Raw genomic sequence first — 25,092 nt, forward strand, 5'->3', positions numbered from 1 at the left:
CACATCGAAAGGAGGCCGAACCTAGCCGGCGCCTCCACCTGCCGGCCACCGGTGCGGCGCGAGCGCCAAACGGCGGAGCAAGGGCAGTGGCGGATGGGTGGGTGGACGAGCCTATCCATCCGCTTGCCATCCGCTTGCACCGGTGTCGTAGACTGGACGACGTCCGCGGGTCGGTTGTCCGGTCCGCCGTGCGGACCCAATGTCGCATTCGGTCTCGGCACAGGACGCGGGCCCGGAGGAGGCTTCGCCACGCGCTTTCTCCTACACTTCCTTGCCACTGCATGAAACTCGACATTATTTACTGTAATGTCGAGTTCGATTATCGGGAAATCCTGCTGCCGTCGCACGCGGGGAGGACTCACCTGCATCGCGCCGGGCGTTTGCGTTTGCGTTTGCGTTTGCGATACGGCGGCAACCATACTGCCCAGAATGTTTGATCGGGATTAAGTAAGGTGGTCGTGCGGGGCCGCCATTTGCCCGCCACGCCAAATACTACCGCAATGGAACCGCAGATCGTCGAAATGCGCAGCCTGCCAGACGGCAATGCAGGCGGCACCTGGAGTGCGGCCCTCGAGGCCGGCAAAGTTCTCTACTTTCCCTCGCTTGCCTTTGAGCCATTGACTCAAGAGTTCATGCTGTTCACGCCAGGCATCCGCGACCCGAAGAGCCGCAACATCAGCCTCGATGCCAACGACAAGCTCAAGGGGGCGACAGGCGAACCCGACACCGTATTGGCGCTCGCAGCGATGATGGCGCGGTTCAGGCAACAGGCCGACGGACTGCTCGCTACGCTGTTTCCGGCCTACGCCGGCAAGCTGAAGCGCGGGCCGGTCAGCTTCCGGCCGGCGCAGGTGGAAAACCGCGTCCAGTCGTGGCGCGCGGACGACCGGCGCTTGCATATCGATGCGTTCCCGTCGAGGCCGAACCGGGGCGAACGCCTGCTGCGGGTGTTCTCGAACGTGAATCCGGAAGGCGTGCCGCGGGTATGGCGCGTTGGACAACCGTTCGAGCAGGTCGCCGAGCGCTTCCTGCCGCGCCTGCCCAGGTATTCGCCCATGAAGGCCAAGGCATTGCAGCTGCTGCGCGTGACCAAGTCGCTGCGCAGCGAGTACGATCACCTGATGCTGCAGTTACACGATGCGATGAAATCCGATCCCGACTACCAGGAGAACGCGCCACAGCAGCGCATCGACTTCCCGGCGGGCTCCACCTGGGTATGTGTTTCCGACCAGACGTCGCACGCGGCGATGTCGGGGCAATACCTGCTGGAGCTGACCGTGCAGTTGGCGCCTTCGGAACAGGTCGACGTGGAGTCGAGTCCGCTTGCGATATTGTCGAGGATGACGGGAAAGATGCTGGTTTGACTGCGGCTGAAGCATGGGGGCCGGCCTGCGGCAGTGCCGCCCCTTGGACACGTGGCCGCTGTCGAGTGCCGGCAGCCCCCCGCAAGATTTCGCGACCGTCCGGCGAACTAAATCTAGTACATCAAGTTTCGACGTAACCTATTGATTCTAAATGATGCTTTTGTATTGTTGTATCATATTTAGTTCGCACTTCTGCGAACTAAATTTGAAACTCCCCGAAGGCGCGAACTAATTTTGAAACTCACCGAAGGGGCAGGGGAGCAGTCACCAATGAGCAGTACGCAGTGTGACAGAAAAGAACAAAGTTTGAGAGCACCTCGTTGGCCTCTAGCCGAGTCGCCGCGGTCGTTTCGCACCCAAGCCTCGAAAGCAGATCGTTGACGGTGCTGTCACTCACGTACTGAACCGGCTCCCGTTCGACCAGTTCAAGATCGACCAGTCGTTCGTACAAAACCTACGGAGCGATCCAGGGGACGTGACGATAGTCACTGCCCTCGTCGCACTTGGGCGGGCATGGAGGTAGCCGTCATTGCGGAAGGCGTCGAAACGGTGGAGCTATGCGACCTGCTCGAACGCTGCGGCTGTACGCTGTTTCAAGGCTATCTGTACATTAAGACCGCCTAACAGAACCCATTCTTGTCGTCAAAGCAACAAGAGCGTGCACTGAGCCGTTCCGAACGGCTGCAGTCGGCCCTTCCTTATTGCGACAGAGGGTTGACCGAACATTCGTCAGCCTGATGGAGCGCGGCGAGCGACAGCCGACGGTGCGTGTGCTATTCAAGCTCGCTGCCGCCTTGCAGGTGACGCCGGCGCGACTGATCCAGCTCACCCAGGACATGGCGGAGCAGGACTTAGCCGGTAGCCCATGATCGTTACGAGGTCCCGCGCACCCGGCAACGGTATCACGACAATATACGGCTACCAGCCGATCCGGTGTTTTTCTTCCGTTTCAGCATGGCGGGCGTCGTCGGACGAATGCAGGTAAGTGTTCGTTGTGCTAATCGACTCGTGGCCCAGGTTATCGCGAACGTGGCGGAGGTCGACATCGTTGTTCGCCATATGCGACCCCGCGGTATGGCGCAGCCAGTGCGCTGACGCCTGGGTTACGCGGGCGGCGGCAGGTGCGTGTTCAGGACCTCGCTGACGGAGTCGATCCGCGGTTTTGGCGAACAGCGCCTTGAAGATCTCATGTACGCCACCGCGCGACATCGGTCGAGGGTTTCCGCCTATCGGTAGGAGTAGTGGCGTCGCTTCTCCAGGAACGGGGTACGGCTGAAGGCCCAACTCACGTCGGTAACGGGCCAACTCGACCATTAGCTCGTCGGTCGCCGGCACGATGCGCAATTTGTCGCCTTTGCCGAGCACTTCCAGCCACCAGCGCTCTTCGCCGTCGCGGTCGCGGCGCCGGAAAAAGCCTCCCATGCTGTTGCTGGTGATTTCAGAGATACGCAACCCACAGACGTAACAGAGCGAGACCAGCCAGCGTAGCCGCAAATAGTGTTCGCGCTCACGCGGCGTCTCCCGCGGCAGCGTGTCTACGGTCATTTTTACTTCATTCCACAGCTCGTCGTCGAGATAGCGAGAAATTCTTGGCGCAGATCGCCGTCGGCGCTCACGCGACAGAGCAAGAGGATTACCGGCTAGATAGCCTGCGTTGACGAGCCACGAAAAGAGGGTATTCAGGATAACCGCCGCCTGACGCTGGCTCGACGCCGACAGCGGCCCGGCAAACGGCCGCCACCCCGGATCTGTCCGCGGGAATTTTCGACCTTCTGCGGCGATCCAGCGAGTCGCGGGCGTCGGGTTCCGCAGAAACAGCTGGTACTCGAGCCAATCCTCGTGGGTCAGTGAAGAAAGTGGTTTGCCCAGTTGGAGCGTGCACCAAAGCAGCAGGCGCTCGGCCTCCTTGCGATAGTTGTCGAAGGTGGTCCGCTTTTCCAGAAAACGGGCCAGCCAGGCCTTGATCGCGTCGATGTCATTATTTGCTCGTATCTGGGATGTGCCGGCGCGTGCGCGGTTGGTCCCCTGGGAGCCGTCGAGCTGCCCGGGAATGGTGATGATCTCGAGAGGAGCGACGACGGCTGGCGACGGGATGACGGAATTTGAAGGGGGCATGACGAATGTTAGTTAATACAGCCGCTTGTGGCCACTGTCGGAATTGCGCTCAACGCAGACGACCCTGATCCTACCCGAAGCCAAGCGACAGCCTGGATTGTATGCCGGGATTTCGTGCGCAGACCAGGGCTTCGCGAGCGGCGTCTGAACCGGCAGGGTCGAAGGGCCACATCGAGCACGTGCACGGGTCGTCCAGTCCTTGCCTCCAAGCCGAGTCAGCGCTTCGAGCATGGGCGAGGGATATTTGCTTCCTTGACCATGCTGTTCGATACCGGACCGAACAAGGCACTCAGGACTAGATGTTGTCCGTAAGTACCGCAAACTGTTCCAACTTTGAGCTCTGACTGCGACCGAGCAATGTACTTAAGGTTGCTTACGAGCGGGATGGTAGGCGACGGGATCAACGACGCGCCGGCGTTGGCCAAGGCGAATATCGGCTTCGCCATGGGGGCGGCCGGCACGGATACGGCGATTGAAACAGCCGACGTCGCGCTCATGGATGACGACCTGCGCAAGATCCCTCAGTTCATCCGATTGAGCAGGCAGGCTAGTGCCATCTTGAAGCAAAACATCGTTACCGCCCTTTCAATCAAGGCGGTGTTCCTGGGACTGGCGATTGCGGGATCGGCCACCCTGTGGATGGCAGTGTTTGCGGACATGGGCGCGAGCCTGCTGGTGGTCTTTAATGGACTGCGGCTGCTCAAGTTCAGTGGAGCACGCGGCGGGACGTAAGCAGGCGCGTCCGCTTCCAGACGCCTATTCTGGGACCTTGTCGGCGGCTTACTTGTTGACTGGGTAGTTCGCCGGCTGCAAAGCGCGCTCGACCAACTCGATCAGGATATGGATGACCTTGATATGCAGCTCCTGCACCCGGTCCGCGTATCGGCCCGCACTTGTACAGATGCATACGTCGGCATTCTGTTCGAGCTGCGACCCTGACCGCCCAGTCAGGCCGATCACCTTCATTCCGCGCGCACGGGCAGCCTGGGCAGCCAACACGACTGATGGGCTGCTGCCGCTCGTGCTGATTGCGAACAGGACGTCGCCATCGCCGCCGTTACCCTGGACGAAGCGGGCAAACACCTGGTCGTAGCCGTAGTCGTTGGCCACACAGCTGATATAGCTCGGGTCGCTGATGGCCACGGCTGCCATCGCTGGGCGATCCTCGCGGAATCGCCCCGACAGCTCTTCGGCCAAATGCATCGCATCGCACATCGAGCCACCGTTTCCGCACGAGATGACGCGGCGTCCGCTGCGCAATGCGTCGATCAACAGGGAGGCGCCGGCCTGAATATTGCCGAGTTGGGTATCATCGCTGATGAGGCGGTCGAGCGCGTCGCGTGCCTCGACGAGGTTGGCCCTGATATGGTCGATCATCGCTTTTCTCCTTCGTGCTCGTCGTGGTCGGCGTGCTCGTGTGCCAGCGTAGGCCCGAAGCTGTGCTCTTCAGCCGCCTGTTCACAGGGCGTCGTTTCGATCTGGATGGTGCTGTGATGGATATCGTACTCGCGCGCCACGAGTTCGCGGATCGCCATCAGCAGAGCTTGCGGGTCTGCGACAGCAGTACCCTGAACGACGTGCACGGTCAGGCTGGCTTTTCCGCTGGTGATCGACCATACATGCAGGTCGTGAACGCTGGCCACGCCCGGCACTCGCGCAATTGCATCCTTGACGTCGGCAATGCCCAGTCCCTCTGGCACCCCCTCGAGCAGCACGTTCATGCTTGCCTTGAGCAGCGTCCAAGTACGTGGCAGCACCCACAGCCCGATCGCAACGGCAATCACCGAATCGACCCAGGTCCAGCCGGTGTAGCGAATAACGAGCGCACCAATGATCACGCCAATCGAACCGAGCATGTCGCTCCAGACTTCCAGATAGGCGCCCTTGACGTTCAGGCTGCTGTCCTTGCCGCTCGAGAGCAGGCGCATGCTAACGAGGTTCACGACCAGGCCGAAAGCGGCAACCATCAGCATCGTTCCCGACTGAATTTCCGGTGGATTGTGCAGTCGCTGGTAAGCCTCGTAAAGGATGTAGATCGCCACCGCGAACAGCAGCATGGCGTTGAAAGCGGCCGCGAGGATCTCGAAGCGGTAGTACCCGAATGTCCGGTTGCTGTCTGCCGGGCGTTTGCCGATGCGGATTGCGGCCAGTGAAATTGCCAGCGCCGCGCTGTCGGTAAACATGTGCGCTGCATCCGAGATTAGCGCCAGGCTGTTGGTAAGGATGCCGCCGATAATTTCAGCGATGAGGAAGGCGGTCGTAAGGCCGAGGGCAATCCAGAGTGGTCGTTCGTTCTGGCCCGGCTGTGCTGCATGTGAATGTCCTAAACCCATTGTTTTCCCCTTATATAGTAATTACGGTTGTGCTGACAAATTAGAGAAGCGAGACCCTCGCGGAGAGTTCGGCACGCTTCCTGCCGCTCGCCCGCGATACGGACGGGCGCCAAGGACGCCGGAGGATTGCTATTTTTTCTTCGCGCTGCGCGCTGAGCCCTTCCTTTTCTTCTTGTTTGCCGGATTGTTGCGGTCCTTGTATTTGAGCCAACCGAAAAACACCATCATCAGGCCAAAGAAAATCAGGCTGCTGATTCCAACTACTTCGATGAGCTGACCACGTATCGGATCGGGCAGCTGTTGTTGTAGTTTCATTGTTCGTCTCCTTGCGATTGCGTTCAACGCTTTGTCTCTCTAGCAGCGAATCAGTCCAGAATCCGGCCAAGATGGAGCACGGTACGTGCGCACAGCATCAGTACGATGCTCAGCCCGGCAAGTGCGTCCAGCTTTCCTGCCTCAACGCCCAGTGGGCTGAACGCGACACAAAACGCCAGCACGGCTGGCGCTGCGGACAGCATTGCATCGACCTCGCGCCAACTACGTCCAGCATCGCCGGGGCGCAAAGCCAGCGCACCGGTAGTCGCAGCGGCCAGCGCTCCGGGTATCGCAAAGCCTGCTATTGCCAGGGCATTGAGCGGCTCTGCGTGAAACATGCCGTGTGCGCCCATGGCGGTAACGCATATGGCCAGCAGCAGACAACACGCCCAAATGATGAGCTGGGCAAGTGAATACAGTGCGTCGCCCGACCTGATTCGGGATTGCCCTGCATCCTTGTTGTCAAGTAGCAGGCGAAAACCGATGCTTGCTGCGTGATGTGAGGCAGCTCCCATGAGGACGACGCTTTCCAGAACGACTCCTCCGGTAATGCAGCTCAGGAGCGCCGTTCCGTGCGCAGCAAGGTCCAGCCCGAAAAGCCGGCGTGTACCTGGCGACCGACTTGGGGTGTCTTCACGCATTTCATCCTCCTCAGCCGGGCCGCAAGGATTCCTCGCGGCCCGGCAGTCTCAATGCACGAGAACCTTCACCGGCTCCGCTGGTACTTCATCGCTGTCCTTGCGATGAGCAAGCCGGTAAAGGAGGGGAAGGACGAGCAGCGTCAGCGCCGTCGAGGAAAGAATGCCCCCGATCACAACGGTCGCCAGGGGCCGCTGCACTTCGGCGCCGGTGCCGGTCGCAATCGCCATCGGCACGAACCCAAGGGACGCCACCAGGGCCGTCATCAGCACTGGCCGCAGGCGCGTCAAGGCGCCGTGCGTGATCGCCCGGTCCAGCCCCATGCCGTCGTCGCGCAAGGTGCGGATATAGGAAATCATTACCAGGCCGTTCAGCACCGCGACACCCGACAGGGCAATGAACCCGACCGCCGCCGAAATCGACATCGGAATACCACGCAGGGCGAGAGCGATGACGCCGCCCGTCAGGGCGAAGGGGATACCCGTAAAGACCAGCAGCCCGTCCTTCACGTTGTTGAACATCATGAACAGCAACGTGAACACGATGAACAGGGCGAGCGGCACCACCAGCTGGAGCCGGGTCGTGGCCGACTGCAGTTGCTGGTAAGTGCCGCCCCAGCTTGTCCAGTAGCCCGCCGGCACCTTGACATCCCTGGCGATTGCCGCGGCTGCCTCAGGTACGAACGAGCCGATATCGCGTCCGCGCACGTTCGCGCTCACGACAATGCGCCGCTTGCCGTTTTCCCGGCTGATCTGGTTCGGACCAGGCGCGAATTCGAGCGAAGCAACCTCGCCCAGGGGGATGTAGGTCGTCGCGCCGCCGTCCTCGGCGGGCAGGGAGATTGGCAGCTGCCTGAGCGCGTCGAGATCGGTCCGCAGCGTTTCGGGCAAACGAACGACGATATCGAAGCGGCGGTCGCCCTCGAACATGGTGCCGGCTTCGCGACCGCCGGTTGCAATGGCCAGGGCTTCCTGCACGTCGCCGATGTTCAGGCCATAGCGCGCAGTCTTCTCGCGGTCGATGTTAACGGTCAGCATAGGCAGGCCGCCCGTTTGCTCGACCTTCACTTCGGCCGCACCCGAAATGCGCTGCAGTACCTCGGCGATCTCCTTGCCGGTCGATGCAAGCACCTCCATGTCGTCGCCGAAGACCTTGACGGCAACGTCGCTGCGCACGCCGGAGATCAGTTCATTGAACCGCAACTGGATCGGTTGCGAGAACTCGTAGGAATTGCCGGCGTATTTCTCGGCCTCTTCCTGGATCGCCGCGATCAGTTCGTCGCGGCTCTTCTTCGGTGCTGGCCATTGCGCTTCAGGTTTGAGCATGATGTAGCCGTCCGAGATGTTCGGCGGCATCGGGTCCGATGCGATCTCGGCAGTGCCGGTGCGGGCAAACACTCTGTCGATCTCCGGGAACTTCGCTTTCAGGCCGGCTTCCACCTTTTTCTGCATTTCCACGGACTGACTCAGGCTGGTGCCAGGAATGCGCAACGACTGCAACGCCAGGTCGCCTTCGTTCAGGCTCGGAATGAATTCACTGCCCAGCCGCGTCACCAGTAACCCCGACAGGACGACGAGGACGACCGCGCTCGTGATAACCAGTGCCGCGTTGCGCATGACTTTTTCGAGCATCGGCGCATAAGCACGTTTGGCCATGCCCATGAGCCTGTTTTCCTTCTCGGTGACGCGCTTGCCGATAAACAGGGCCACCGCGGCGGGGATGAAGGTGATCGACAGGATCATGGCGCCGACCAGGGCCGCAACCACGGCGAAGGCCATCGGGTGGAACATTTTTCCTTCGACACCCGACAGCGCGAAGATCGGCAGGTACACAACCATGATGATGAGCTGGCCGAAGAGCAGCGGTCGCCGTGCTTCCCGGGCAGCCGCGAACACTTCATGGAAGCGCTCGGAGAGGGTCAGGTCGCGCTTGTGGTGCTCCTGCGCATGCGCGAGGCGTCGCACGCAGTTCTCGACGATCACGACCGCGCCATCGATGATGATGCCGAAGTCGAGGGCGCCCAGGCTCATCAGGTTCGCGCTGACCTTGTACGACACCATGCCCGTGAAGGTGAACAGCATCGCCAGCGGGATGACCATCGCCGTGATGATCGCCGCACGGATGTTGCCGAGGAAGAGGAACAGGATGACGATCACCAGCACCGCACCCTCGAGCAGGTTCTTCTTGACGGTATTGATGGCCTTGTCGACCAGTACCGTCCGGTCGTACACCGGCACCGCCTTGACGCCTTTGGGCAGCGAACGGTTCACCTCGACCATCTTGGCGGCAACGGCCTGCGACACGGCGCGGCTATTCTCGCCGATCAGCATGAATACCGTGCCGAGCACGACTTCCTTGCCGTTTTCGGTCGCCGCGCCGGTACGCAGTTCACGCCCAATGTCGACGGTCGCCACATCGCGCACGCGGATTGCAACACCCTTGACGTTGCTGAGGACCGTGTTGCGGATATCGTCGAGGGTGCGCACCTGCCCCGGCGCGCGGATCAGGAACTGCTCGCCACGGCGCTCGATATAGCCGGCACCGACGTTGTTATTGTTGCGGTCGATCGCGCCGACGACGTCGGACAGCGACAGGCCGTAGGAGCTGAGCTTGGCCGGATCGGGTGCGATCAGGTATTCCTTCTCGAAGCCGCCGATCGAATTGATTTCGGTGACGCCGGGCACCTGCCGCAACTGCGGCTTGATGATCCAGTCCTGGACTTCGCGCAAGTCGGTCGGCGTGTACGGTGTGCCGTCGGGCTTTTTCGCGCCCGGCTCGCTTTCGACCGTCCAGAGGTAGATCTCGCCCAGGCCGGTAGAGATCGGGCCCATCATGGGCACCACGCCTTCAGGCAAGTTTTCCCTGGCTTCCTGGATTCGCTGGTTGACGAGCTGGCGTGCAAAGTGGATGTCGGTGCCATCCTTGAAGATGACGGTCACCTGCGACAGGCCATAGCGCGACAGCGACCGGGTTTCTTCCAGGCCGGGGAGCCCCGCCATGACCGTTTCGATCGGGAAGGTCACACGCTGCTCGGCTTCCAACGGCGAATAGCCGGCGGCCGACGTGTTGATCTGGACCTGGACGTTGGTGATGTCGGGCACCGCGTCGATGGGCAGTTTCTGGTAGTTGTAGATGCCGACGGCCGCCATGGCGACGACGCCCAGCATGACAAGCCATCGGTGCTCGATGGCGAAGCGGATAATGCGTTCAAACATGTCGGGTTCCTCGATCAGTGTTCGTGCTCGGCACTGCCTTTGCCTTGCTCGGCTTTCACAACGAAGCTGCCCGTTGCAACGTATTGCGCCCCGGCGCTCAGCCCGGCGACGATCTCGACGTTCTTGCCGTCGCTCGCGCCAAGCGTGACCGGCTGGGCCTGGAAGCCCTTCGGCACTTTTGTAAAGACGACGGCTTTGCCCTCAATGGTCTGCACGGCATCGGCTGCGACTGCAACGGCAGCTTCCTTCGTGCCGCGCACGAGAGCGACGTTCACGAACAGTCCAGGGCGCCATGCAAGGCCCGGGTTGTCGATGACGACCCGAGCGGTCGCGGTCCTGGTCTGTTCGCCCAGCAGGCTACCCACATAGCTGACCTTGCCGGTGACCGATGCGCTGCCGGCAGCGGATTTGATCGTGACCGGCTGGCCGACGCGGACCGATTCCAGGTCTTTGGCCGTCACCACGATCTCCACCCAGACGGTCGACAGGTCGGACACCAGGAAGGCGTTCGCGTCTTCCTTCACCGCTTCGCCCTGCGACAGGTGCTTTTCGACCACGACGCCGTTGAAGGGCGAGCGCAGGACATAGCGGTTCACGGCGCCCCCGTTGATCTCGGCGCCGAGGGCCGTCAGTTTCGACCTGGCGGACTGCACCTCGATCTGCGCTTCACGGTAGGCCTGCTCGGCTTGCAGGTAGTCCTGCTGCGCCGAGATCCGGTCTTCCCACAGCTTCTTCTCGCGTTCGTAGGTGGTGCGCGCCAGTCCGAGGCGCTTGTCCGCGGCGAGGGCGGTACTGCGCAGTTCGGCCAGGTCGGGGCTTGCGATGACGGCCAGTGGCTGGCCCTTCTTCACCTCCTGGCCGAGCGAGGCGGAGACCGATTCGACCACGCCCGCCACCCGGGGCACGATATGCGCGGTGCGGTCTTCGTTGAAGCGCACTTCGCCCGGCAGCGTGACGGCGGTATCGATGCGCGCCGGAGCGGCCTGCGCCACGGCAATGCCCGCGCCTTGAACTTGCTGCGGCGTCATCTCGATCAGGCCGGGCGGCTCGTCGGCATGCTCTTCCTTGCCTCCCGACTTTTCGGCCGTTTCCTCTGCGTGTTCGCTTTCACCCTGGGCCGCTGGCGCGTCCCTTTTCCAGAAAAGAATGGCGAGCGCGAGCACGAGACCTACGCCGATGACGACGGCGATGGAAAATAGGGATTTCTTGTTCATAGTCGACTTCATGGGGCAATCCTGTTGTTGAGGTTGGCGCCTGGGTCTGGAGCGCCATAGCGGCCAAGGTCGGCGACGGCGCGGTAGCGGTCGTACAGTGCCTGGATGTATTGGGTGCGGATCTGCAGCAGCGTGCGCTGGGCGTCGAGCACGTCGAGGAACCCGAATTTGCCGGCTTCAAAGCCGGTGACCGCGGAGTCGAACACGCGCTGCGCTGCCGGCAGGATGTTCTCGCGCATGCTGCGCACCTGCTCGCGCGACAACTGGGCGCGCTGGTACGCGTTGGTCAGCCCCTGGTGCAGGCGCAGGCGCTCGGCCTCCAGTTCGGCGCGTGCCTTCTCGGCGCGACCGAGCGAGGCCTGCAGGCTGCCCTGGTTGCGGTTGAACAAGGGCAGCGGGACCGACAGGCCGACCACGGTCTGCGAACGCCCGATCTCGTCGTCCTTTTTGTTGCCGACGATAAGCGTGAGGTCGGGCATACGCTGGGCACGATCGACGCCGACCTGAGCTTCCTCGCGCTGGACCTGCAAGTTCGCGCGCCGTAGCTGCGGCGAGGTGGCCAGCCGCTGTTCCAGTTCGGCCAGCGCAGGCGTTGGTGCCAGGTCGAGCTCGGGGACGATCAGGGTAAGGTTTGCCTGACCAGTTTCGCCCCAATAGGCGGACAAGGTGTGCATGGCAATCGCCAGGTCGCTCTGCGCCTGGGCCAGCTCGAGCCGCGCCGATGCCTGTGCCACGCCGGCGCGATCCTGCTCGACAGGCGAAACCCGTCCGGCCGTGACGCGCTTTTCGGCCGCCACTGTTGCTTTCGCTGCGACGTCGAGCGAGGTCTGGGCGATGCGCACGCGCTCCTGTGCACCCAGGGCATCGAAATAGGCCGTTGTGACGTCGGCGCGCAGATCGGTACGGGCCACGCTGAGGTTGCCTGCCGCAAGACTGCGTTCGCGTTCGGCCAGGTTGATACGCGCCGAGCGCTTTCCTCCGAGTTCGAGCACTTGGCTGAGCTGCACGGTCTGGGTGCGGGTACCGCGTTGCGTTCCTTCACGGACAAAGGACACTTCGGGATTCGGGAACAGGCCCGCCTGGCGGCGCATGCCGTCGGCGATCGCAACATCGAGCGCGGCCGCGCGCAGGCTTGGGTTGGCCGCCAGTGCCTTTGCGATGGCTTCATCGAGCGTCAGCGGCGGGCCTGCGACGGGTGCTTGCTGCTGTGTTGCCACAGGAGACAACGGCTGCGCTGTCACCTGCGCAGCACTCGGCAACGCCTGTGCAAATAGCACGGACGCCCCGAGGACGAAATACTTGGGATGCATGAATAACTCCAGTTATTGAAAACGAAGGCTATTCAGCAGCGAGACGTATCGGGATGGCCTTCAGGCCCGCCCGCACAACGATGAGTGGATGTATACGATCTGCCGCCGAATCAGACGGCGGAGATCCATTGAGGCCGCTCGGGACGAGCAGAGTATGAGGAGGAGTATTGAAGCTGGAGCGCCGGCGGCGCCAGACGGGCCGGCTCAATAATCACCAGCGCAACAGGAAGTCCTTCGAAGGAAAGCGTCGCGTGAGCACAGGAAGCGCAGTGCGAGTGCATTGCGACTTTCTTGTTGGAACCCGCCGGCTTGTCTTTCTCAGCGGAGGCGAGCTTGTGCGAGTCGGCCTCCGACGAATGATGACCGAAATGCTGGGCGGCACGGCCCGACTCGTGTTGACAATAGGCAGCAACCACGCTCCAGCTGAGCTGAAGAGCGAGGATCGTCAAGACAAGGTAGATGAAGCGTCGGGCGGCCATGAGGAAAAGTATAGCACGTAGGATCGTTTGTCTTCTGCGCTCAATCCTTACTTCAGCTTCAGGATGCGACGTGCGCCCGAAAGAACGATCACGCCGATCACCGTGCCGACAATCAGATCTGGATAAGGCGACCCGGTCCAGGTGACGAGTGCGCCGGCAGCAATCACGCCGATGTTTGCAATAACGTCATTCGCCGAGAAAATATAACTTGCCTTCATGTGCGCCCCGCGATCGCGTTTCTTTGCGATCAACATCAAGCAAGCCACATTCGCAACCAGGGCTACCGCGCCAACGCCCATCATCAGGGCAGATTCCGGTTCGCTTCCGAAGAAGGCCCGGCGTACCACTTCACTGAGGGCGCCCAGCGCGAGCACGAGCTGCAACCAGCCGGCCAGGTGTGCTGCGTGCGTCTTCATCGCCGCAGCCCTGCCTACCGCGTACAGGGCCAGGCCGTACACAGCGGCATCCGCAAACATGTCCAACGAATCAGCGACCAAACCGGTTGATTCTGCGACCAATCCCCAGACCAGCTCGACCACGAACATGATGGCATTGATAGCAAGCAGCAACCGGAGTGTCTTCGCCTCCGATGCGTCGCCGGCCTTGTCTTGACTGGTTTCTTCATGGGACGAATCCAGTTGCGACCCGATCAGATGGGCGCCAAGCTTTAGCGGGCCCAGCTTATTCAAGATGCGATCGACTTCTCCCGTGTGCGCAACATGGAGCTGTCGCTGGGAGAGGTCAAAGTTCAGAGATTGAATTCCGCCGACATCCGACAGTGCCATGCGGATCATGTTCTCCTCCGAAGGGCAGTCCATCTTGGGAATCCCGAGTGTACTCAGCGTACGTTTGCTGTCGACTTTCGGCTTCGCTGAATGGGATCCGCGTAATTCGACACCCAGTCGCAAGGGCTGCAGCACCTCCACAAGGGTATCTGCATTGCCATGGTGGAGCACAGTCACCGTGCGGGTGTTGAGGTCGAACGCAATGTTGTCGATGCCCGAAACTTTGCCCAAGGCCATCCGAATCAAATTCTCTTCGGAAGGGCAGTCCATCTTCGAGACAAATAGTTCGGTTTCGAGGCGGGCTGCCGTAGCGGTTTGGTCTTGTGTCATGACGTTGAGCCTGGGATCGGGAATTTGTTCGAAGGATAAAGCTTCAACCCGCTTCAAGGTCAAGCGTGTTCGCCACGTCAGAACCGTCCAGCCAGAGGAATAATCTATTGCTGAGGTGACAGGGCGCCGATGATGCCGCAATCGGAAACTCGACCACCCTGGCATGAAACGAGCAGACGGGAAAGGTGCTCCTTCAGTAAGTTGAGGTCTCTGATCTTCTGCTCGACTTCTGCAAGATGCTGCTCGGTCATCGCGCTCACTGCACAGCAGTCGCCATCGCGGCTATCGGAAAAGGCCAACAGACTTCGTACCTGATCGATCGTGAAGCCGATTTCCCGGGCACGGCGAACGAAGCTCAGGCGGTCCACGTCCTCGCTGCCATACAGCCGATAGTTACTCCCGGTCCGGGATGGAGAATCGAGCAACCCGATTTTTTCGTAATAACGAATCGTCGGCGCAGGGGTCTGCGCCGCGGCGGACAGCTGACCTATCGTTAAAGTGCGTGACATATGCTTGACCTTGAAGTGACTTCAAGGTTTATAAAGTTCATTTATTAATCCGTCAAGCGAATTCACCTATGCGCACCAAGATGAATCTCTGTGTCACCGCAGCGTTGCTGGCCATGTGCGCAGCTGCAGGATCTGCCTTTGCCGGAGGAACTGCACTGACGCTTGCCGAAGCCGTTGCCAGAGCCCGCGTCCAGGCGCCGCAACTGCAGAGCGCGGATGCAGCACTGCGGGCTGCAGAGGCCAATGTGCGGCTGTCCGGCCTGCGACCGAATCCGACGCTTTCCGTGGAAGCGGAAAATGTGATGGGCTCGGGTCGTTATTCCGGTTTTGGTGGCGGAGAAAAGACGGTTTCGCTGTCGATGCCCCTCGAGCTGGGCGGCAAGCGGGGCGCCCGGCTACGTGTCGCCCAGGCCGAGCGCGCTGCTGCTGACGTTGGTGCGCGCTCCGCTGAAGCCGAACTGACGTTCCAGATCACCGAGGCGTTCGTTACGCTTGCTGCCAGTGAACGTTACCGTGCGATCGCAAAAGCCGGTCATGAACTGGCCGAACGCGCGCATCACGCGGCACGCGAGCGGGTACGGGCCGGAAAAGCGTCTCCCATAGAAGAGCAACGGGCGGACGTGCTACGAATTAATTCCGAGGTTCGCTTGGGAAAAGCAATGCGTGCCGCCGAGCTGGCTCAAAAAACGATCGCACGGCTGACAGGCGCGCCAATGCCGTTCGCGATAGCGTCCGCCTGGTTTGAGCAGATCGAAGGCAGCGAGAAGGCACCGCCGGCGCGGCAGCAGCTGGCGATTGCGACGGCGGAGGCGGAACTGGCCGCTGCAGAGGCTCGCGTCGATGCGGCCAGGCGTGAGCGGGTACCGGACGTCACGCTGACCGCCGGCATGCGCCGGTATGGTGAAACTTCCGACAAGGCAGCTGTGCTGGGCCTGTCCGTCCCCCTGCCATTATTCAACCAGGGCAGCGCCGCGCTTGCACGGTCCCAAGCGGAATTCGATCGCGCGTCCGCCGTGCGCCGCGCCGTCGTACTGGAAGTCGAGCAGTCCACCGCACAGGCAGAAGCCGAGGTGGCCGACGCGCTGGCGGCTGCACGCGCCGCCAACGGTCCTGCGCTGGCAGCGGCAGAAGAGGCGGCCCGTATCGCGAGGATCGGTTATGCCGAGGGGAAATTCCCGCAACTCGAATTGATCGAGGCCGAACGCTCGCTGGCTGAAACCCGCGAAAGCTCGGTCGATGCGCTCGCAGCACTTCATACGGCACGGGCGCGTCTGGCTCGGCTGCAAGGTTCCAACTCTCCAATTTATAAGGACTGACCCATGCAAGCGGTATTCCGATCGGGCCTGTGTGCCGCGATAATCCTCTTGAGCGCATGCTCGCCCAAGCCAGAAACGGCCAGCCGTCAAGAAGCTGCCGAACATGGCGAACAAGGCGCGAGTGGCAAAGGTGAACAGGCCGAGAAGGCTGAGAAAGCCGAGAAAGGCGAATCCAAGGGCGAGGCCGGAGAGCGGGGCGAAGCCGCGGAAAAAGAAGGCGGCGAGGCCGAAGCCAAGAAAGACTTTGTCACGCTGTCGGACCAGCAAATCAAAGCGACAGGAATCGAGGTCATGCCATTCCGGCAATCGTTCGCCGGGGCCGTCGAGGCGCCGGCGGTCATCGCGGCGGATCCGAAGCATGCGGCGGTGGTCTCGAGCGCCGTGGGTGGCCGGGTGGTCGAGATCCGGCGCAACCTTGGCGACCCGGTCGCTCGTGGCGACGTGCTTGCCGTAATCGAAAGCCGTGACGTCGCCCAGCTCAGGGCCGACGTCGAGATCGCCAAGCGGCAGTACGAACTGTCGCAGGCCAATTTTGCACGCGAAGAACGTCTGTACGGTGAAAAAGTCACTTCGCGGCAGGAATTTGAGATTGCGCGCAATGCGGCGCAAGAAGCACGCACCCGTCTTCGCCTGGCCGAGCAGCAGCTCGCCGCCGCAGGCGCAAGCAGCGGGGGACAGCTCAACCGGCTGATGCTGCGCTCACCCATCAAGGGCAACGTCACGGCACGACAGATCGCCTTGGGCGACATCGTCGCACCGGACGCCCATCTTTTCGAGGTCGCCGACCTCAACGAGCTGACGGCCGAACTTTCGCTCTCGCCGGACGACGCTGCCCGCATCGCCGTGGGCACGACCGTGGACGTGTCGACCGACGGTCGCACCGGCACGGGCCGCATTACGCATGTCTCGCGTGTTCTCGACCCCGCGACGCGCCAGGTACGCGCCATTGCACGCTTGTCGAACGGCCGCGGCGCGTGGCGTATCGGCGAAACGGTCCGGGCATCGATTGCGCTCGAAGGGAGCGCCGGTGGCACGCAACTGGCCATTCCACGGACGGCTGTGCAAACCGTCGAGGACAGGCCCAGCGTATTCGTTCGGGCGAAAGACGGATTCGCGATCAGGCACGTTGTCCTCGGCGGCAACGCGGCCGGCTACGTCAAGGTGATGGGCGGCTTGGAAGGCAACGAACAGATTGCGGTCAGCAATACGTATCTGCTGAAGGCGGAGCATGGAAAAGGAGAGGCGGGAGACGATGACTGATCTCTTCACTCGACGGCTCCTGAAGGACACCCAACCATGATCGCTCGTATCGTCAACTTTTCCGTTGCGCGGCGGTGGCACGTGCTCATCGCAACGATCCTCCTGTCGATCCTCGGGGCACTTGCGCTGACGCGCCTGCCGATCGACGCAGTACCGGACATCACCAACACCCAGGTGCAGATCAACGTCGTTGCACCTGCGCTCGCGCCGGCCGACGTGGAGCGGCAGATCACCTATCCGATCGAAACGGCGTTTGCCGGGATACCTGGCCTGGAATCCACCCGGTCGCTGACCAGGCACGGGTTTGCGCAGGTGACTACCGTCTTCAAGGACGGTACGGACATCTATTTCGCGCGCCAGCAGATGGCTGAACGGCTGCGCGCCGTCGAGCGCTCGCTGCCGCCAGGCGCTACCGCAAGCCTGGGCCCGATCGCGACCGGGCTCGGCGACGTCTACATGTGGACGGTCGAATACGCCTCGAAGCCTGCCCCGAAAGCGGGGCCGGCGGCTGGGCTGCAGGCCGATGGCAGCTACGTCACTCCAGAAGGCGAAGTGCTGCGCAGTGCTGCCGAAAAAGCCACTTACCTGCGCACGGTGCAGGACTGGATCGTCGCACCCCAGCTCAAGAATACCGAAGGGCTGGCAGGCGTGGACGTCATCGGGGGCTACGTCAAGCAATACGTGGTCACACCGGATCCGCAGCGGCTGGCGGCCCTGGGAGTCAGCCTGACCATGCTGGGCGAAGCGCTCGAGCGCAACAACACGAGCGCGGGCGCCGGTGTGGTCGTTCAGAACGGGGAAGCCCTGACGGTCAAGGCCGATGCGCGCATCACGTCAGCCGAGGAACTGGCGAAGACCGTCATCACGACCCGTAGCGGCACGCCGGTACTGGTTTCGCACGTCGCTACCGTCGGCATGGGACAGGAAGTGCGGTTCGGATCCGCATCCGAAGGCGGGCAGGAGGTCGTCGTCGGTACCGCCGTGATGCGGATCGGGGAGAACAGCCGGACGGTCGCCGCCGCAGTGGATGTCCGCCTGAAAGAGATCGCGCGCTCCTTGCCGCCCGACTTGCTGATCCGGCCGGTGCTTGACCGCACCCGCCTGGTCGACGCCACCATCAAGACCGTGGCGACCAACCTTACCGAGGGTGCGCTGCTGGTGATCGCCGTGCTGTTCGCGCTCCTCGGGAACCTGCGCGCGGCATTGATCGCCGCGGCGGTCATCCCGGTCACGATGCTGATGACCTCCGCGGGCATGCTCGAAGCGGGGCTGTCTGCGAACCTGATGAGCCTGGGCGCGCTGGACTTTGGCCTGATTGTCGATGGCGCGGTCATCATCGTGGAAAACGCGCTGCGCCGCATCGCGGAACGCCAGCATGCGACCGGCAGGATATTGACGAAGGCGGAGCGGCTCGAGACCGTCGCCGCCGCCGCACGCGAAATGATCCGGCCAAGCGTCTACGGCCAGGCGATCATCATTCTCGTCTACGCGCCCCTGTTGACGTTCCAGGGGGTGGAAGGCCGCATGTTCGCACCGATGGCAGTGACGGTGATTCTCGCACTGGTCTTCGCGTTCGTCCTCTCGCTTACGTTCGTGCCGGCCGCGATCGCGCTCTGGCTTTCGCGCCATGTCGATGAAAAGGAAAACAAACTGGTCAAGGCCGTGTCCTCGTCGTACGCACCGTTGCTGGAGCGGGCTCTCGCGCGGCCGAAGCTGACCGGCGTATTGGCGGCGATCGGTTTCGCGGGCGCACTCGGCCTGTTTACGACACTCGGCCAGGAATTTCTTCCGACGCTCGACGAGCAGGACGTACTGCTCCAGGTGGCACGCATTCCGGGCACTTCCCTTGAGCAGAGCCAGGCCATGCAGTTTGCGGTGGAGAAGGCGGTCGGCAAGCTACCGGAGGTGAAGCTCGTGTTTTCAAGAACGGGTACTGCCGAACTGGCGGCCGACCCGATGCCGCCGAACATGACCGATACCTTTGTCATCGTGAAAGACCGCTCGGAGTGGCCGGAACCGCGGATGAGCAAGGCCGAGTTGGTCGAAAAGATCGAGAAAGCGGTCGCTGGCATTCCGGGCCAAAACTACGAGCTTACCCAACCGATCCAGATGCGCTTCAACGAGTTGCTGGCCGGCGTGCGCGGCGACATCGCCGTCAAGGTCTATGGCGACGATTTCGACGCCATGCTCCGCACCGCGGAACAGGTCGCGGCAAAACTGCGCGCGGTCGAGGGCGCGGAAGATGTCCGCGTGGAGCAGGTGCAGGGGCTTCCGCTGCTCGATGTCCGGCTCGATCGCGACGCCATGGCACGGGTTGGCCTGACCGCCCAGGACGTGCACGACACCCTGGCCGCGGCCGTCGCCGGCCGCGAGGCCGGGTCGATCTACGAGGGAGACAGGCGCTTCGACGTCGTGGTGAAACTGGGCGAAAAGACCCGCAACGACGTGGAAGCCCTGCGCCTGCTGCCGGTGTTGACGCCGAGCGGCAGCTTCGTGCCGCTGGGATCGGTGGCCCTGCTCGAGACGGCCAAGGGACCGAACCAGATCAGCCGGGAGAACGGCAAGCGCCGCGTGGTCGTCCAGGCCAACGTGCGCGGCCGCGACATTGCCGGCGTGGTCAGCGAGGCGCGCGCGAGTATCGATGCGCACGTACGGCTACCGGCCGGCGTATGGCTCACCTGGGGCGGGCAGTTCGAGAACCTGGAACGTGCGCGGATGCGCCTGGCCGTCGTGGTACCGGCCTGCTTCGCGCTCATCGTCGTATTGCTGTATTCGGCCGTCGGTTCCTGGCGCGCCGCCGCAGTCGTCTTCACGGGTGTGCCCCTGGCCCTGATTGGCGGGATTGCAGCGCTCTGGCTGCGTGGGCTGCCGTTCTCGATTTCGGCCGCCGTCGGATTCATTGCGCTGTCCGGCGTCGCCGTCCTCAACGGTTTGGTGATGGTGGGATCGATCGACGACCTGGCAAAACAATTGCCGTGGGCGCAAGCCGTTCGCGAAGGCGCGCTGCGGCGGCTGCGCCCGGTGCTGATGACGGCCCTGGTCGCATCACTGGGCTTCGTCCCGATGGCACTGGCGACAGGCGCCGGGGCCGAGGTGCAGCGTCCGCTGGCGACCGTGGTCATCGGTGGGCTGATCTCGGCCACGATCCTGACGCTGTTCGTGCTGCCGACGCTGTACCAGCGCTTTGCCCGCCCGGCAGAGAACGTAGCGGAAGGCATTTGACGGAACCATGGCCAAACATCTTTCACCGCTCTCTGCCGTCCTGGGCGCCGGACTGATCGCCGCCACCGATCTGGTCACGAAGGCCCAGGTCGTGGATCGGCTGGCCTACGGCCAGCAGGTTGAGCTGCTGCCAGCATTGAACATTGTCCATGTTATCAACCAGGGGGCGGCTTTTGGCCTTCTCGCCACAGCGGGCGGGTGGCAACGTTACCTGTTCATCGTTGTGGCTGTGCTGGCGTCGGTATTGATCATCCAAATGATCAGGAGGCCGGCGACGACGGCCACGGAGAGGGCAGCGTTGGCGATGATACTTGGCGGGGCAATTGGAAACCTGATCGACCGCGCCGCACGCATGGGCGTTGTCGACTGGATTGACTTGTATGTGGGCACGTACCACTGGCCGGCATTCAACATTGCCGACATCGGTATTACGCTGGGCGCGGCAACTATTGTCTTGCACACGGTGTTTAGTGGGAGCACATCGGTTACAGTGCATAAGCAAACACGACAGTGATATAGCGCTGTAACAGGCGGCGGAACGGAACGCTACCTCGACTAGTTGCAAACAGGCTTCCAGCCGGCTGGATACTATTCTTGCGCTTCTTTTGCCTCCGAAAGAATCTCATATCCTCCTTTCGCAGCGATAAACGACACGACCGTTCCAAGAATCAGATCGGGAAGGTTTGAGTTCGCCCACATCACCAGCGCGCCCGATAGGACGATGGCGCCGTTCACAATCGAATCATTGTTCGTAAAAATGGCTGAGGCTTTGAAATTGATGTCCTGCCCCCGATGCTGTTTTAACAGCCGAATGCAATAAATATTCAGGAGCGCATTTGCAGCGGCCATCGCCATCATGGCCGGGCCCAATGGGGCTTCGCCGCCGAGAAACCTGCGAATAACCTCTGCCAATAACAGGCAAGCGAAGCCGATGAGGAGCCAGCCGGAAAGCTGAGCGGCCCGCGTCTTGATTGCGCCAGACCGACCGACTGCGTATAGACTCACGGCGTACACGGCTGCATCCCCTAGATTGTCGAGACCAGCGCCGATTACGGCGGTTGAAGATGCCCAGGTTCCGATTGCGACACCGGCTAGACATTGTCCCAGGTTGATCAGTAAGACTTTCCATAAAATGCTGCGATCACCCTCGTTTGAGGCATCCAGATCCAGCTCGTCGCTATGTGTGGTGTTGCTCTTAGTCATGCGGTCTCCGATAAACGATAGGGTCAGCTACGCCCAGTTAAGGTCGGCTCAGCATCATTACTGCGGTGCGGAAGACGCACAAAATTTACGTGGCCCAAAAAAACTGGTGCGCTCAAGGCGGTCTGCTCTTGTCAGTAGCCGCAGCAGCAGGCTTCTTTGGCTTTGCATGCTTCAGTATCTGCACAACCTGAGGCAACGCGCCATCCTTGCAAGAAGGAGGAGATATCTCGACCTTGTCGTGAAGCTCGGGCTTGATCGAGTCGGGTACTAAGGCGCTGACATATTTGTAAGAGCGAAGATGGGGCACTGTAATTTCGGCGTATTGATGGCCAGAAATCTGAACCGTGTCCAGACCTGCGAGGCAGGCAGGACGGTTTGTTTTCAATTTCTCTTGCGTATAGAGTTCGCTTACCCAGCCCGTTTTACTGTTCGGTCCAAGCCTTGGATCAGCGCAGCCAACGAGAATAAGCAGTGAACTGAGCGCAACGATACGTTTTCCGTTATTTGTCATGACAGCTCCTATAAAGAACAGTCCGCCTTCCGTTACCAGCCGCGACACCTGCGCGGCCGAGTCCTGGCCGGGAATGAATTGGTGATCATTTCCTGCCCGGCGCTGGTACATGGTTGAATATCTGTTCGCTACCTTCGAGCTTTGATCAGATTCAGTCCGAAACCAAGCCCGGCCGCCAGGAGCAGAGCCACCTGTGCCCCATAGGTCTGGATAGTCGGATAGATGCCAAGGACCGGCAAGCGCGGTCCCTGCATTGGGGTCGCCATCAACCATCCGGCTTCCTGCAGGCCTGCGATCCCTTTACCGACCAGCACGACTGCCAGAGCAGCGACCAATGCCGAACTGAATGAAAAGAACTTACCAATAGGCATGCGTGCGCTCGTGCGCAGGAATACGGCGGCAAGAATCGTCAGCAGGACGAGGCCCGTTACGAACCCTCCCATCAGTGCAGGGCCGTTGCCGTCGGCTGCAAGGGCCGAGTAGAACAGAACCGTTTCGAAGACTTCCCGGTACACCGCGATGAAGGCCAGGGCAAACAGGGCCCATGCCGAGCGCTTTTCCATCGCTGCCGTGAGATGCTGCTTCAGGTAAGCCTGCCACTGTCCAGCCTGGCTTTTCTGGTGCATCCACAGGCCGACCGACAGCAGCACCGCCGCCGCGAAGAGCGAGGACAGGCCTTCTGTCACTTCACGGCTTGCGCCACTGATACTGACCACGTACGTGGCTACCAGCCACGTCAGCGCACCTCCGGCCAGTGCCGAGATCCAGCCGGCGTGTACGTAGCGCAGCGCCTGGGGGCGTTCGGCTTTGCGCAGGAACGCAACCATCGCGATCACGATCAGCAAGGCCTCGACACCTTCGCGCAGGAGGATGGTCAGCGCGCCTACGAACACCGTCGTTGCATCGGTCTTGTCCGAGCCGGTAACTGACTCGACACGTAAAAAGTAGTGGTCCAGCTGCTGGGCGTATGCCGTTGCGCCCGCGACGTCACCTCGAGCGACCGACCCCCGGTACAGTTGCATCGTCCGTTCCACGTCGACCAGCAGTTGGCGGTCGGTCGCGTCGAGCGCCGCCTCGAGCGGCTCGAAGCCGTCCAGATAGGCCGACAAGGCAAGATCGGTGGCGGCCGCGCGCTGGCCATTCTTCAAAGCGCCCAGGCTCTCTTGCAGCAGCTTGCGCGCAAGGGCGATCCCCTTGCGTTCCTGCTGTTCCCGGACAATGTCGGGGTGAGTGCGCGCGTACGCCTGCGCTGCTCGCGCAGTGGCTGGTGGCATAGCCTTCGCCAGCTCCTCTTCGGTCGTCGTGACAAGGGCGGTCATGTCAGGAAGCGCCGCGCCGGGGGCTTTATCTCGTGCGAATGCAGCCTTCCCCGCTTCAATGTCGGCGTCCTTGAACGAAAGGGAGCCGACAAAGAACGCCAGGGACCAGCGGTCGTGCTCGGACAAGTTGGCAAACGCCGGCATCGACGTGCCGTCGACACCCTGGCTGATCACCTGGTAAAGGGCCATGAGAGAACGGGAACGAGCCCTTTCCTCATCTGTAAAGGCGATCGGCTTCGGGTCGAGCGTTGCCGCAAGAGCGCCGTCGCCAGCACCGTTCGCGCCGTGGCATGAAGCGCATTGCGCCTGGTACAGCGCGGCGCCACGGGACAGGTCGGGCATGGCGCGCGGTGCTACAGGAAAGGGATACGCCTGAAGGAGCAGCCGGTTCGCTTCCCGGGCAAGCTGGCCCACACGCTGAGGGCTGTCTTTGCGTTCGACCGCGTCCTTCAGATTTGCGGTAGCTGCGGCCAGTTCCGAGTGCAATGGATGAGGAGGCAAGGACTGCACCTGACTCTGCGCCCGCGCCGAGAACTCGCGCATTTCTCCGTACTCAGGTTCACTGATGACCGCTCCATTCTGGACGGCGCCGGGGTAGTCCACAGCGACATAATCGAGCAACTGCCAGAGCTGCCTGACCTGCGGTTCGGACGATTTGGATTCTGCATGTGCCGTGCCAGCCAGGAAGCTGCAGAGAGCCGCGACGTAAATGAACCAACGCCAAATGGGGTACTTCATAATGAAAAACCTGAGCAAATGTAGAGGATTCTTTCATCTAACACCTTCAAGCTGCTTGAAGGTCAAGCCATTTCGACCTCAGTTCTAACCGCTAAGCGGAACCTCGCCCGACTTCGATCAACATCGCCAGTTCCGAAACGTATCCTACTGGGACCCCTTGGGTCCGCTGTCGGGATTGTCCCGGTTGTGATACGGGTGGCACAAATATCAGTATGTTCAAGCGGTTGCTAAACGAACCAGATGTCAAAAGCTGATCAGGTAGAGCCCAGCAAGGCATGATGACGCTTGCCACTACGAATGGTGATGGGTCCGGAGCGTGTCGATACAGATAGTGAAGACTGCTTGACATTCCCATAAGGGGAAGGTTTATGCTTGTCTCCGTATTGTCAGGCAGCCATCGCAGTCGGCTCGATATGCTATTAAATGACAAGTCACGTCACGCTCACTCCAAGAGCTTGACACTGGCAGCAGCGCGCCCCCAAAATGCTTGTTGAAATGTCTAAAGTGATGAAACCGTCCCGTTCAACCCGCTTCGTTGCCGCCATGATTGCCGTGATCAGCTTGCTGTTCACCCAATTGGCTCTGGCTTCGTACGTCTGTCCCGACGAGACCACGCCGGAACGCATGACGATGGCGGCGGTCGACAACGGGATGTCCGACATGGATCACTGCACCGGCATGGACAAGGCCCAGCCGAGCTTATGTCATGCGCACAACCACTCCAGCCCGCAATCGCTCAACAAGCCCGATTTGCCCACAGTGCTGCCGTACCTGTTGATCGGGCCGGCGCTGTCAGTGGTCTTGCTCAATGATGGCGTAGCACCTCCAGACGTTTTTGCCGCCATACCCTCGTTATCTCGTGCGACAGAGCCGGCTTTGGCCATACGCCACTGCTGCTTCCGTATTTGACAACTC

Annotated in this window: 21 protein-coding genes and 1 pseudogene; 8 read left to right on the forward strand and 14 right to left on the reverse strand. The window is 61.5% G+C overall.

Going from position 1 to position 25,092, the window contains the following annotated elements; all coding sequences use genetic code 11:
- Positions 1–500 precede the first annotated feature (500 nt).
- Both RT688_RS18075 and RT688_RS23860 read left to right on the forward strand, forming a co-directional pair.
- Positions 501–1,364: a Kdo hydroxylase family protein gene (locus tag RT688_RS18075; RefSeq protein ID WP_313706241.1), complete on the forward strand. Its 864-nt coding sequence runs from the start codon at positions 501–503 to the stop codon at positions 1,362–1,364.
- Between the two features lie 701 nt (positions 1,365–2,065).
- Positions 2,066–2,233 carry a helix-turn-helix domain-containing protein gene (locus RT688_RS23860; RefSeq protein ID WP_409521941.1) on the forward strand — a complete coding sequence of 56 codons (168 nt, stop codon included), beginning with the start codon at positions 2,066–2,068 and terminating at the stop codon, positions 2,231–2,233.
- A 49-nt stretch (positions 2,234–2,282) separates the two neighbouring features.
- Here RT688_RS23860 and RT688_RS18080 read toward each other — a convergent pair whose 3' ends face one another.
- A complete protein-coding gene (locus tag RT688_RS18080; protein ID WP_290423428.1) occupies positions 2,283–3,479 on the reverse strand; it encodes a tyrosine-type recombinase/integrase in 1,197 nt (398 codons plus the stop codon).
- Between the two features lie 381 nt (positions 3,480–3,860).
- On the opposite strand from RT688_RS18080, the pseudogene RT688_RS18085 reads away from it, so the two are divergent.
- Positions 3,861–4,211 (forward strand): annotated as a pseudogene (locus RT688_RS18085) (cation-transporting P-type ATPase); the annotation flags it as partial.
- Positions 4,212–4,259: 48 nt separating this feature from the next.
- Here the strand turns inward: RT688_RS18085 and RT688_RS18090 are convergent.
- The 10 genes from RT688_RS18090 to RT688_RS18135 form a co-directional block, all read right to left on the reverse strand.
- Entirely contained in the window at positions 4,260–4,856 is a 597-nt protein-coding gene (locus tag RT688_RS18090; protein WP_290423427.1) for an SIS domain-containing protein, read from the reverse strand.
- Positions 4,853–5,812 carry a cation diffusion facilitator family transporter gene (locus RT688_RS18095; protein ID WP_313706242.1) on the reverse strand — a complete coding sequence of 320 codons (960 nt, stop codon included), beginning with the start codon at positions 5,810–5,812 and terminating at the stop codon, positions 4,853–4,855. The genes RT688_RS18090 and RT688_RS18095 overlap by 4 nt, the downstream gene beginning before the upstream one ends.
- 129 nt (positions 5,813–5,941) lie before the next feature.
- On the reverse strand, positions 5,942–6,127 hold the full coding sequence (locus RT688_RS18100) for a hypothetical protein (RefSeq protein WP_290423425.1): 186 nt from the start codon (positions 6,125–6,127) through the stop codon (positions 5,942–5,944).
- A gap of 50 nt (positions 6,128–6,177) precedes the next feature.
- A complete protein-coding gene (locus tag RT688_RS18105) occupies positions 6,178–6,768 on the reverse strand; it encodes a hypothetical protein (RefSeq protein WP_313706243.1) in 591 nt (196 codons plus the stop codon).
- Between the two features lie 48 nt (positions 6,769–6,816).
- Positions 6,817–9,981, reverse strand: a complete 3,165-nt coding sequence (locus RT688_RS18110) for a CusA/CzcA family heavy metal efflux RND transporter (protein WP_313706244.1) — start codon at positions 9,979–9,981, stop codon at positions 6,817–6,819.
- A gap of 14 nt (positions 9,982–9,995) precedes the next feature.
- Positions 9,996–11,207: an efflux RND transporter periplasmic adaptor subunit gene (locus tag RT688_RS18115; protein WP_313706245.1), complete on the reverse strand. Its 1,212-nt coding sequence runs from the start codon at positions 11,205–11,207 to the stop codon at positions 9,996–9,998.
- On the reverse strand, positions 11,204–12,505 hold the full coding sequence (locus RT688_RS18120; protein ID WP_313706246.1) for a TolC family protein: 1,302 nt from the start codon (positions 12,503–12,505) through the stop codon (positions 11,204–11,206). The genes RT688_RS18115 and RT688_RS18120 overlap by 4 nt, the downstream gene beginning before the upstream one ends.
- 110 nt (positions 12,506–12,615) lie before the next feature.
- Entirely contained in the window at positions 12,616–12,984 is a 369-nt protein-coding gene (locus tag RT688_RS18125; protein WP_313706247.1) for a hypothetical protein, read from the reverse strand.
- Positions 12,985–13,031: 47 nt separating this feature from the next.
- The gene (locus RT688_RS18130; protein WP_313706265.1) at positions 13,032–14,099 is read right to left on the reverse strand and encodes a cation transporter; all 1,068 of its coding nucleotides are present in this window, start codon (positions 14,097–14,099) and stop codon (positions 13,032–13,034) included.
- A gap of 104 nt (positions 14,100–14,203) precedes the next feature.
- Entirely contained in the window at positions 14,204–14,608 is a 405-nt protein-coding gene (locus tag RT688_RS18135) for a helix-turn-helix domain-containing protein (RefSeq protein WP_313706248.1), read from the reverse strand.
- A gap of 68 nt (positions 14,609–14,676) precedes the next feature.
- Between RT688_RS18135 and RT688_RS18140 the strand changes: the two genes are divergently transcribed.
- The 4 genes from RT688_RS18140 to lspA are packed head-to-tail and all read left to right on the forward strand — an operon-like array spanning position 14,677 to position 20,920.
- Positions 14,677–15,924 carry a TolC family protein gene (locus tag RT688_RS18140; RefSeq protein ID WP_313706249.1) on the forward strand — a complete coding sequence of 416 codons (1,248 nt, stop codon included), beginning with the start codon at positions 14,677–14,679 and terminating at the stop codon, positions 15,922–15,924.
- 3 nt (positions 15,925–15,927) lie between these two features.
- Positions 15,928–17,184, forward strand: coding sequence for an efflux RND transporter periplasmic adaptor subunit (locus tag RT688_RS18145; protein ID WP_313706250.1), 1,257 nt, complete (start codon positions 15,928–15,930; stop codon positions 17,182–17,184).
- Between the two features lie 36 nt (positions 17,185–17,220).
- Positions 17,221–20,406 carry a CusA/CzcA family heavy metal efflux RND transporter gene (locus RT688_RS18150; protein ID WP_313706251.1) on the forward strand — a complete coding sequence of 1,062 codons (3,186 nt, stop codon included), beginning with the start codon at positions 17,221–17,223 and terminating at the stop codon, positions 20,404–20,406.
- Between the two features lie 7 nt (positions 20,407–20,413).
- Positions 20,414–20,920 carry a signal peptidase II gene (gene lspA / locus RT688_RS18155; protein WP_290423414.1) on the forward strand — a complete coding sequence of 169 codons (507 nt, stop codon included), beginning with the start codon at positions 20,414–20,416 and terminating at the stop codon, positions 20,918–20,920.
- A gap of 74 nt (positions 20,921–20,994) precedes the next feature.
- Here the strand turns inward: lspA and RT688_RS18160 are convergent, their stop codons facing one another.
- From RT688_RS18160 to RT688_RS18170, 3 genes are all read right to left on the reverse strand, one after another.
- A complete protein-coding gene (locus RT688_RS18160) occupies positions 20,995–21,609 on the reverse strand; it encodes a cation transporter (RefSeq protein WP_313706252.1) in 615 nt (204 codons plus the stop codon).
- Positions 21,610–21,721: 112 nt separating this feature from the next.
- Positions 21,722–22,231 (reverse strand): hypothetical protein, encoded by a 510-nt coding sequence (locus tag RT688_RS18165; protein ID WP_313706253.1) that lies wholly within the window; start codon positions 22,229–22,231, stop codon positions 21,722–21,724.
- A gap of 17 nt (positions 22,232–22,248) precedes the next feature.
- Complete coding sequence (locus tag RT688_RS18170) at positions 22,249–24,177, reverse strand: cytochrome c/FTR1 family iron permease (protein WP_313706254.1); 1,929 nt, start codon at positions 24,175–24,177, stop codon at positions 22,249–22,251.
- A gap of 483 nt (positions 24,178–24,660) precedes the next feature.
- On the opposite strand from RT688_RS18170, the gene RT688_RS18175 reads away from it, so the two are divergent.
- Positions 24,661–25,086 carry a hypothetical protein gene (locus RT688_RS18175; RefSeq protein WP_313706255.1) on the forward strand — a complete coding sequence of 142 codons (426 nt, stop codon included), beginning with the start codon at positions 24,661–24,663 and terminating at the stop codon, positions 25,084–25,086.
- Positions 25,087–25,092 lie beyond the last annotated feature (6 nt).

Origin of the sequence: Massilia sp., from assembly GCF_032106685.1 — a bacterium.
In the GTDB taxonomy this organism is placed as follows: Bacteria; Pseudomonadota; Gammaproteobacteria; order Burkholderiales; family Burkholderiaceae_D; genus Telluria.

Coding starts and splice junctions, on each gene's coding strand:
- RT688_RS18075 (WP_313706241.1), top strand. CDS start 501: ATGGAACCGCAGATCGTCGAAATGCGCAGCCTGCCAGACGGCAATGCA.
- RT688_RS18080 (WP_290423428.1), bottom strand. CDS start 3,479: ATGCCCCCTTCAAATTCCGTCATCCCGTCGCCAGCCGTCGTCGCTCCT.
- RT688_RS18090 (WP_290423427.1), bottom strand. CDS start 4,856: ATGATCGACCATATCAGGGCCAACCTCGTCGAGGCACGCGACGCGCTC.
- RT688_RS18095 (WP_313706242.1), bottom strand. CDS start 5,812: ATGGGTTTAGGACATTCACATGCAGCACAGCCGGGCCAGAACGAACGA.
- RT688_RS18100 (WP_290423425.1), bottom strand. CDS start 6,127: ATGAAACTACAACAACAGCTGCCCGATCCGATACGTGGTCAGCTCATC.
- RT688_RS18105 (WP_313706243.1), bottom strand. CDS start 6,768: ATGCGTGAAGACACCCCAAGTCGGTCGCCAGGTACACGCCGGCTTTTC.
- RT688_RS18110 (WP_313706244.1), bottom strand. CDS start 9,981: ATGTTTGAACGCATTATCCGCTTCGCCATCGAGCACCGATGGCTTGTC.
- RT688_RS18115 (WP_313706245.1), bottom strand. CDS start 11,207: ATGAAGTCGACTATGAACAAGAAATCCCTATTTTCCATCGCCGTCGTC.
- RT688_RS18120 (WP_313706246.1), bottom strand. CDS start 12,505: ATGCATCCCAAGTATTTCGTCCTCGGGGCGTCCGTGCTATTTGCACAG.
- RT688_RS18125 (WP_313706247.1), bottom strand. CDS start 12,984: ATGGCCGCCCGACGCTTCATCTACCTTGTCTTGACGATCCTCGCTCTT.
- RT688_RS18130 (WP_313706265.1), bottom strand. CDS start 14,099: ATGACACAAGACCAAACCGCTACGGCAGCCCGCCTCGAAACCGAACTA.
- RT688_RS18135 (WP_313706248.1), bottom strand. CDS start 14,608: ATGTCACGCACTTTAACGATAGGTCAGCTGTCCGCCGCGGCGCAGACC.
- RT688_RS18140 (WP_313706249.1), top strand. CDS start 14,677: ATGCGCACCAAGATGAATCTCTGTGTCACCGCAGCGTTGCTGGCCATG.
- RT688_RS18145 (WP_313706250.1), top strand. CDS start 15,928: ATGCAAGCGGTATTCCGATCGGGCCTGTGTGCCGCGATAATCCTCTTG.
- RT688_RS18150 (WP_313706251.1), top strand. CDS start 17,221: ATGATCGCTCGTATCGTCAACTTTTCCGTTGCGCGGCGGTGGCACGTG.
- lspA (WP_290423414.1), top strand. CDS start 20,414: ATGGCCAAACATCTTTCACCGCTCTCTGCCGTCCTGGGCGCCGGACTG.
- RT688_RS18160 (WP_313706252.1), bottom strand. CDS start 21,609: ATGACTAAGAGCAACACCACACATAGCGACGAGCTGGATCTGGATGCC.
- RT688_RS18165 (WP_313706253.1), bottom strand. CDS start 22,231: ATGTACCAGCGCCGGGCAGGAAATGATCACCAATTCATTCCCGGCCAG.
- RT688_RS18170 (WP_313706254.1), bottom strand. CDS start 24,177: ATGAAGTACCCCATTTGGCGTTGGTTCATTTACGTCGCGGCTCTCTGC.
- RT688_RS18175 (WP_313706255.1), top strand. CDS start 24,661: ATGCTTGTTGAAATGTCTAAAGTGATGAAACCGTCCCGTTCAACCCGC.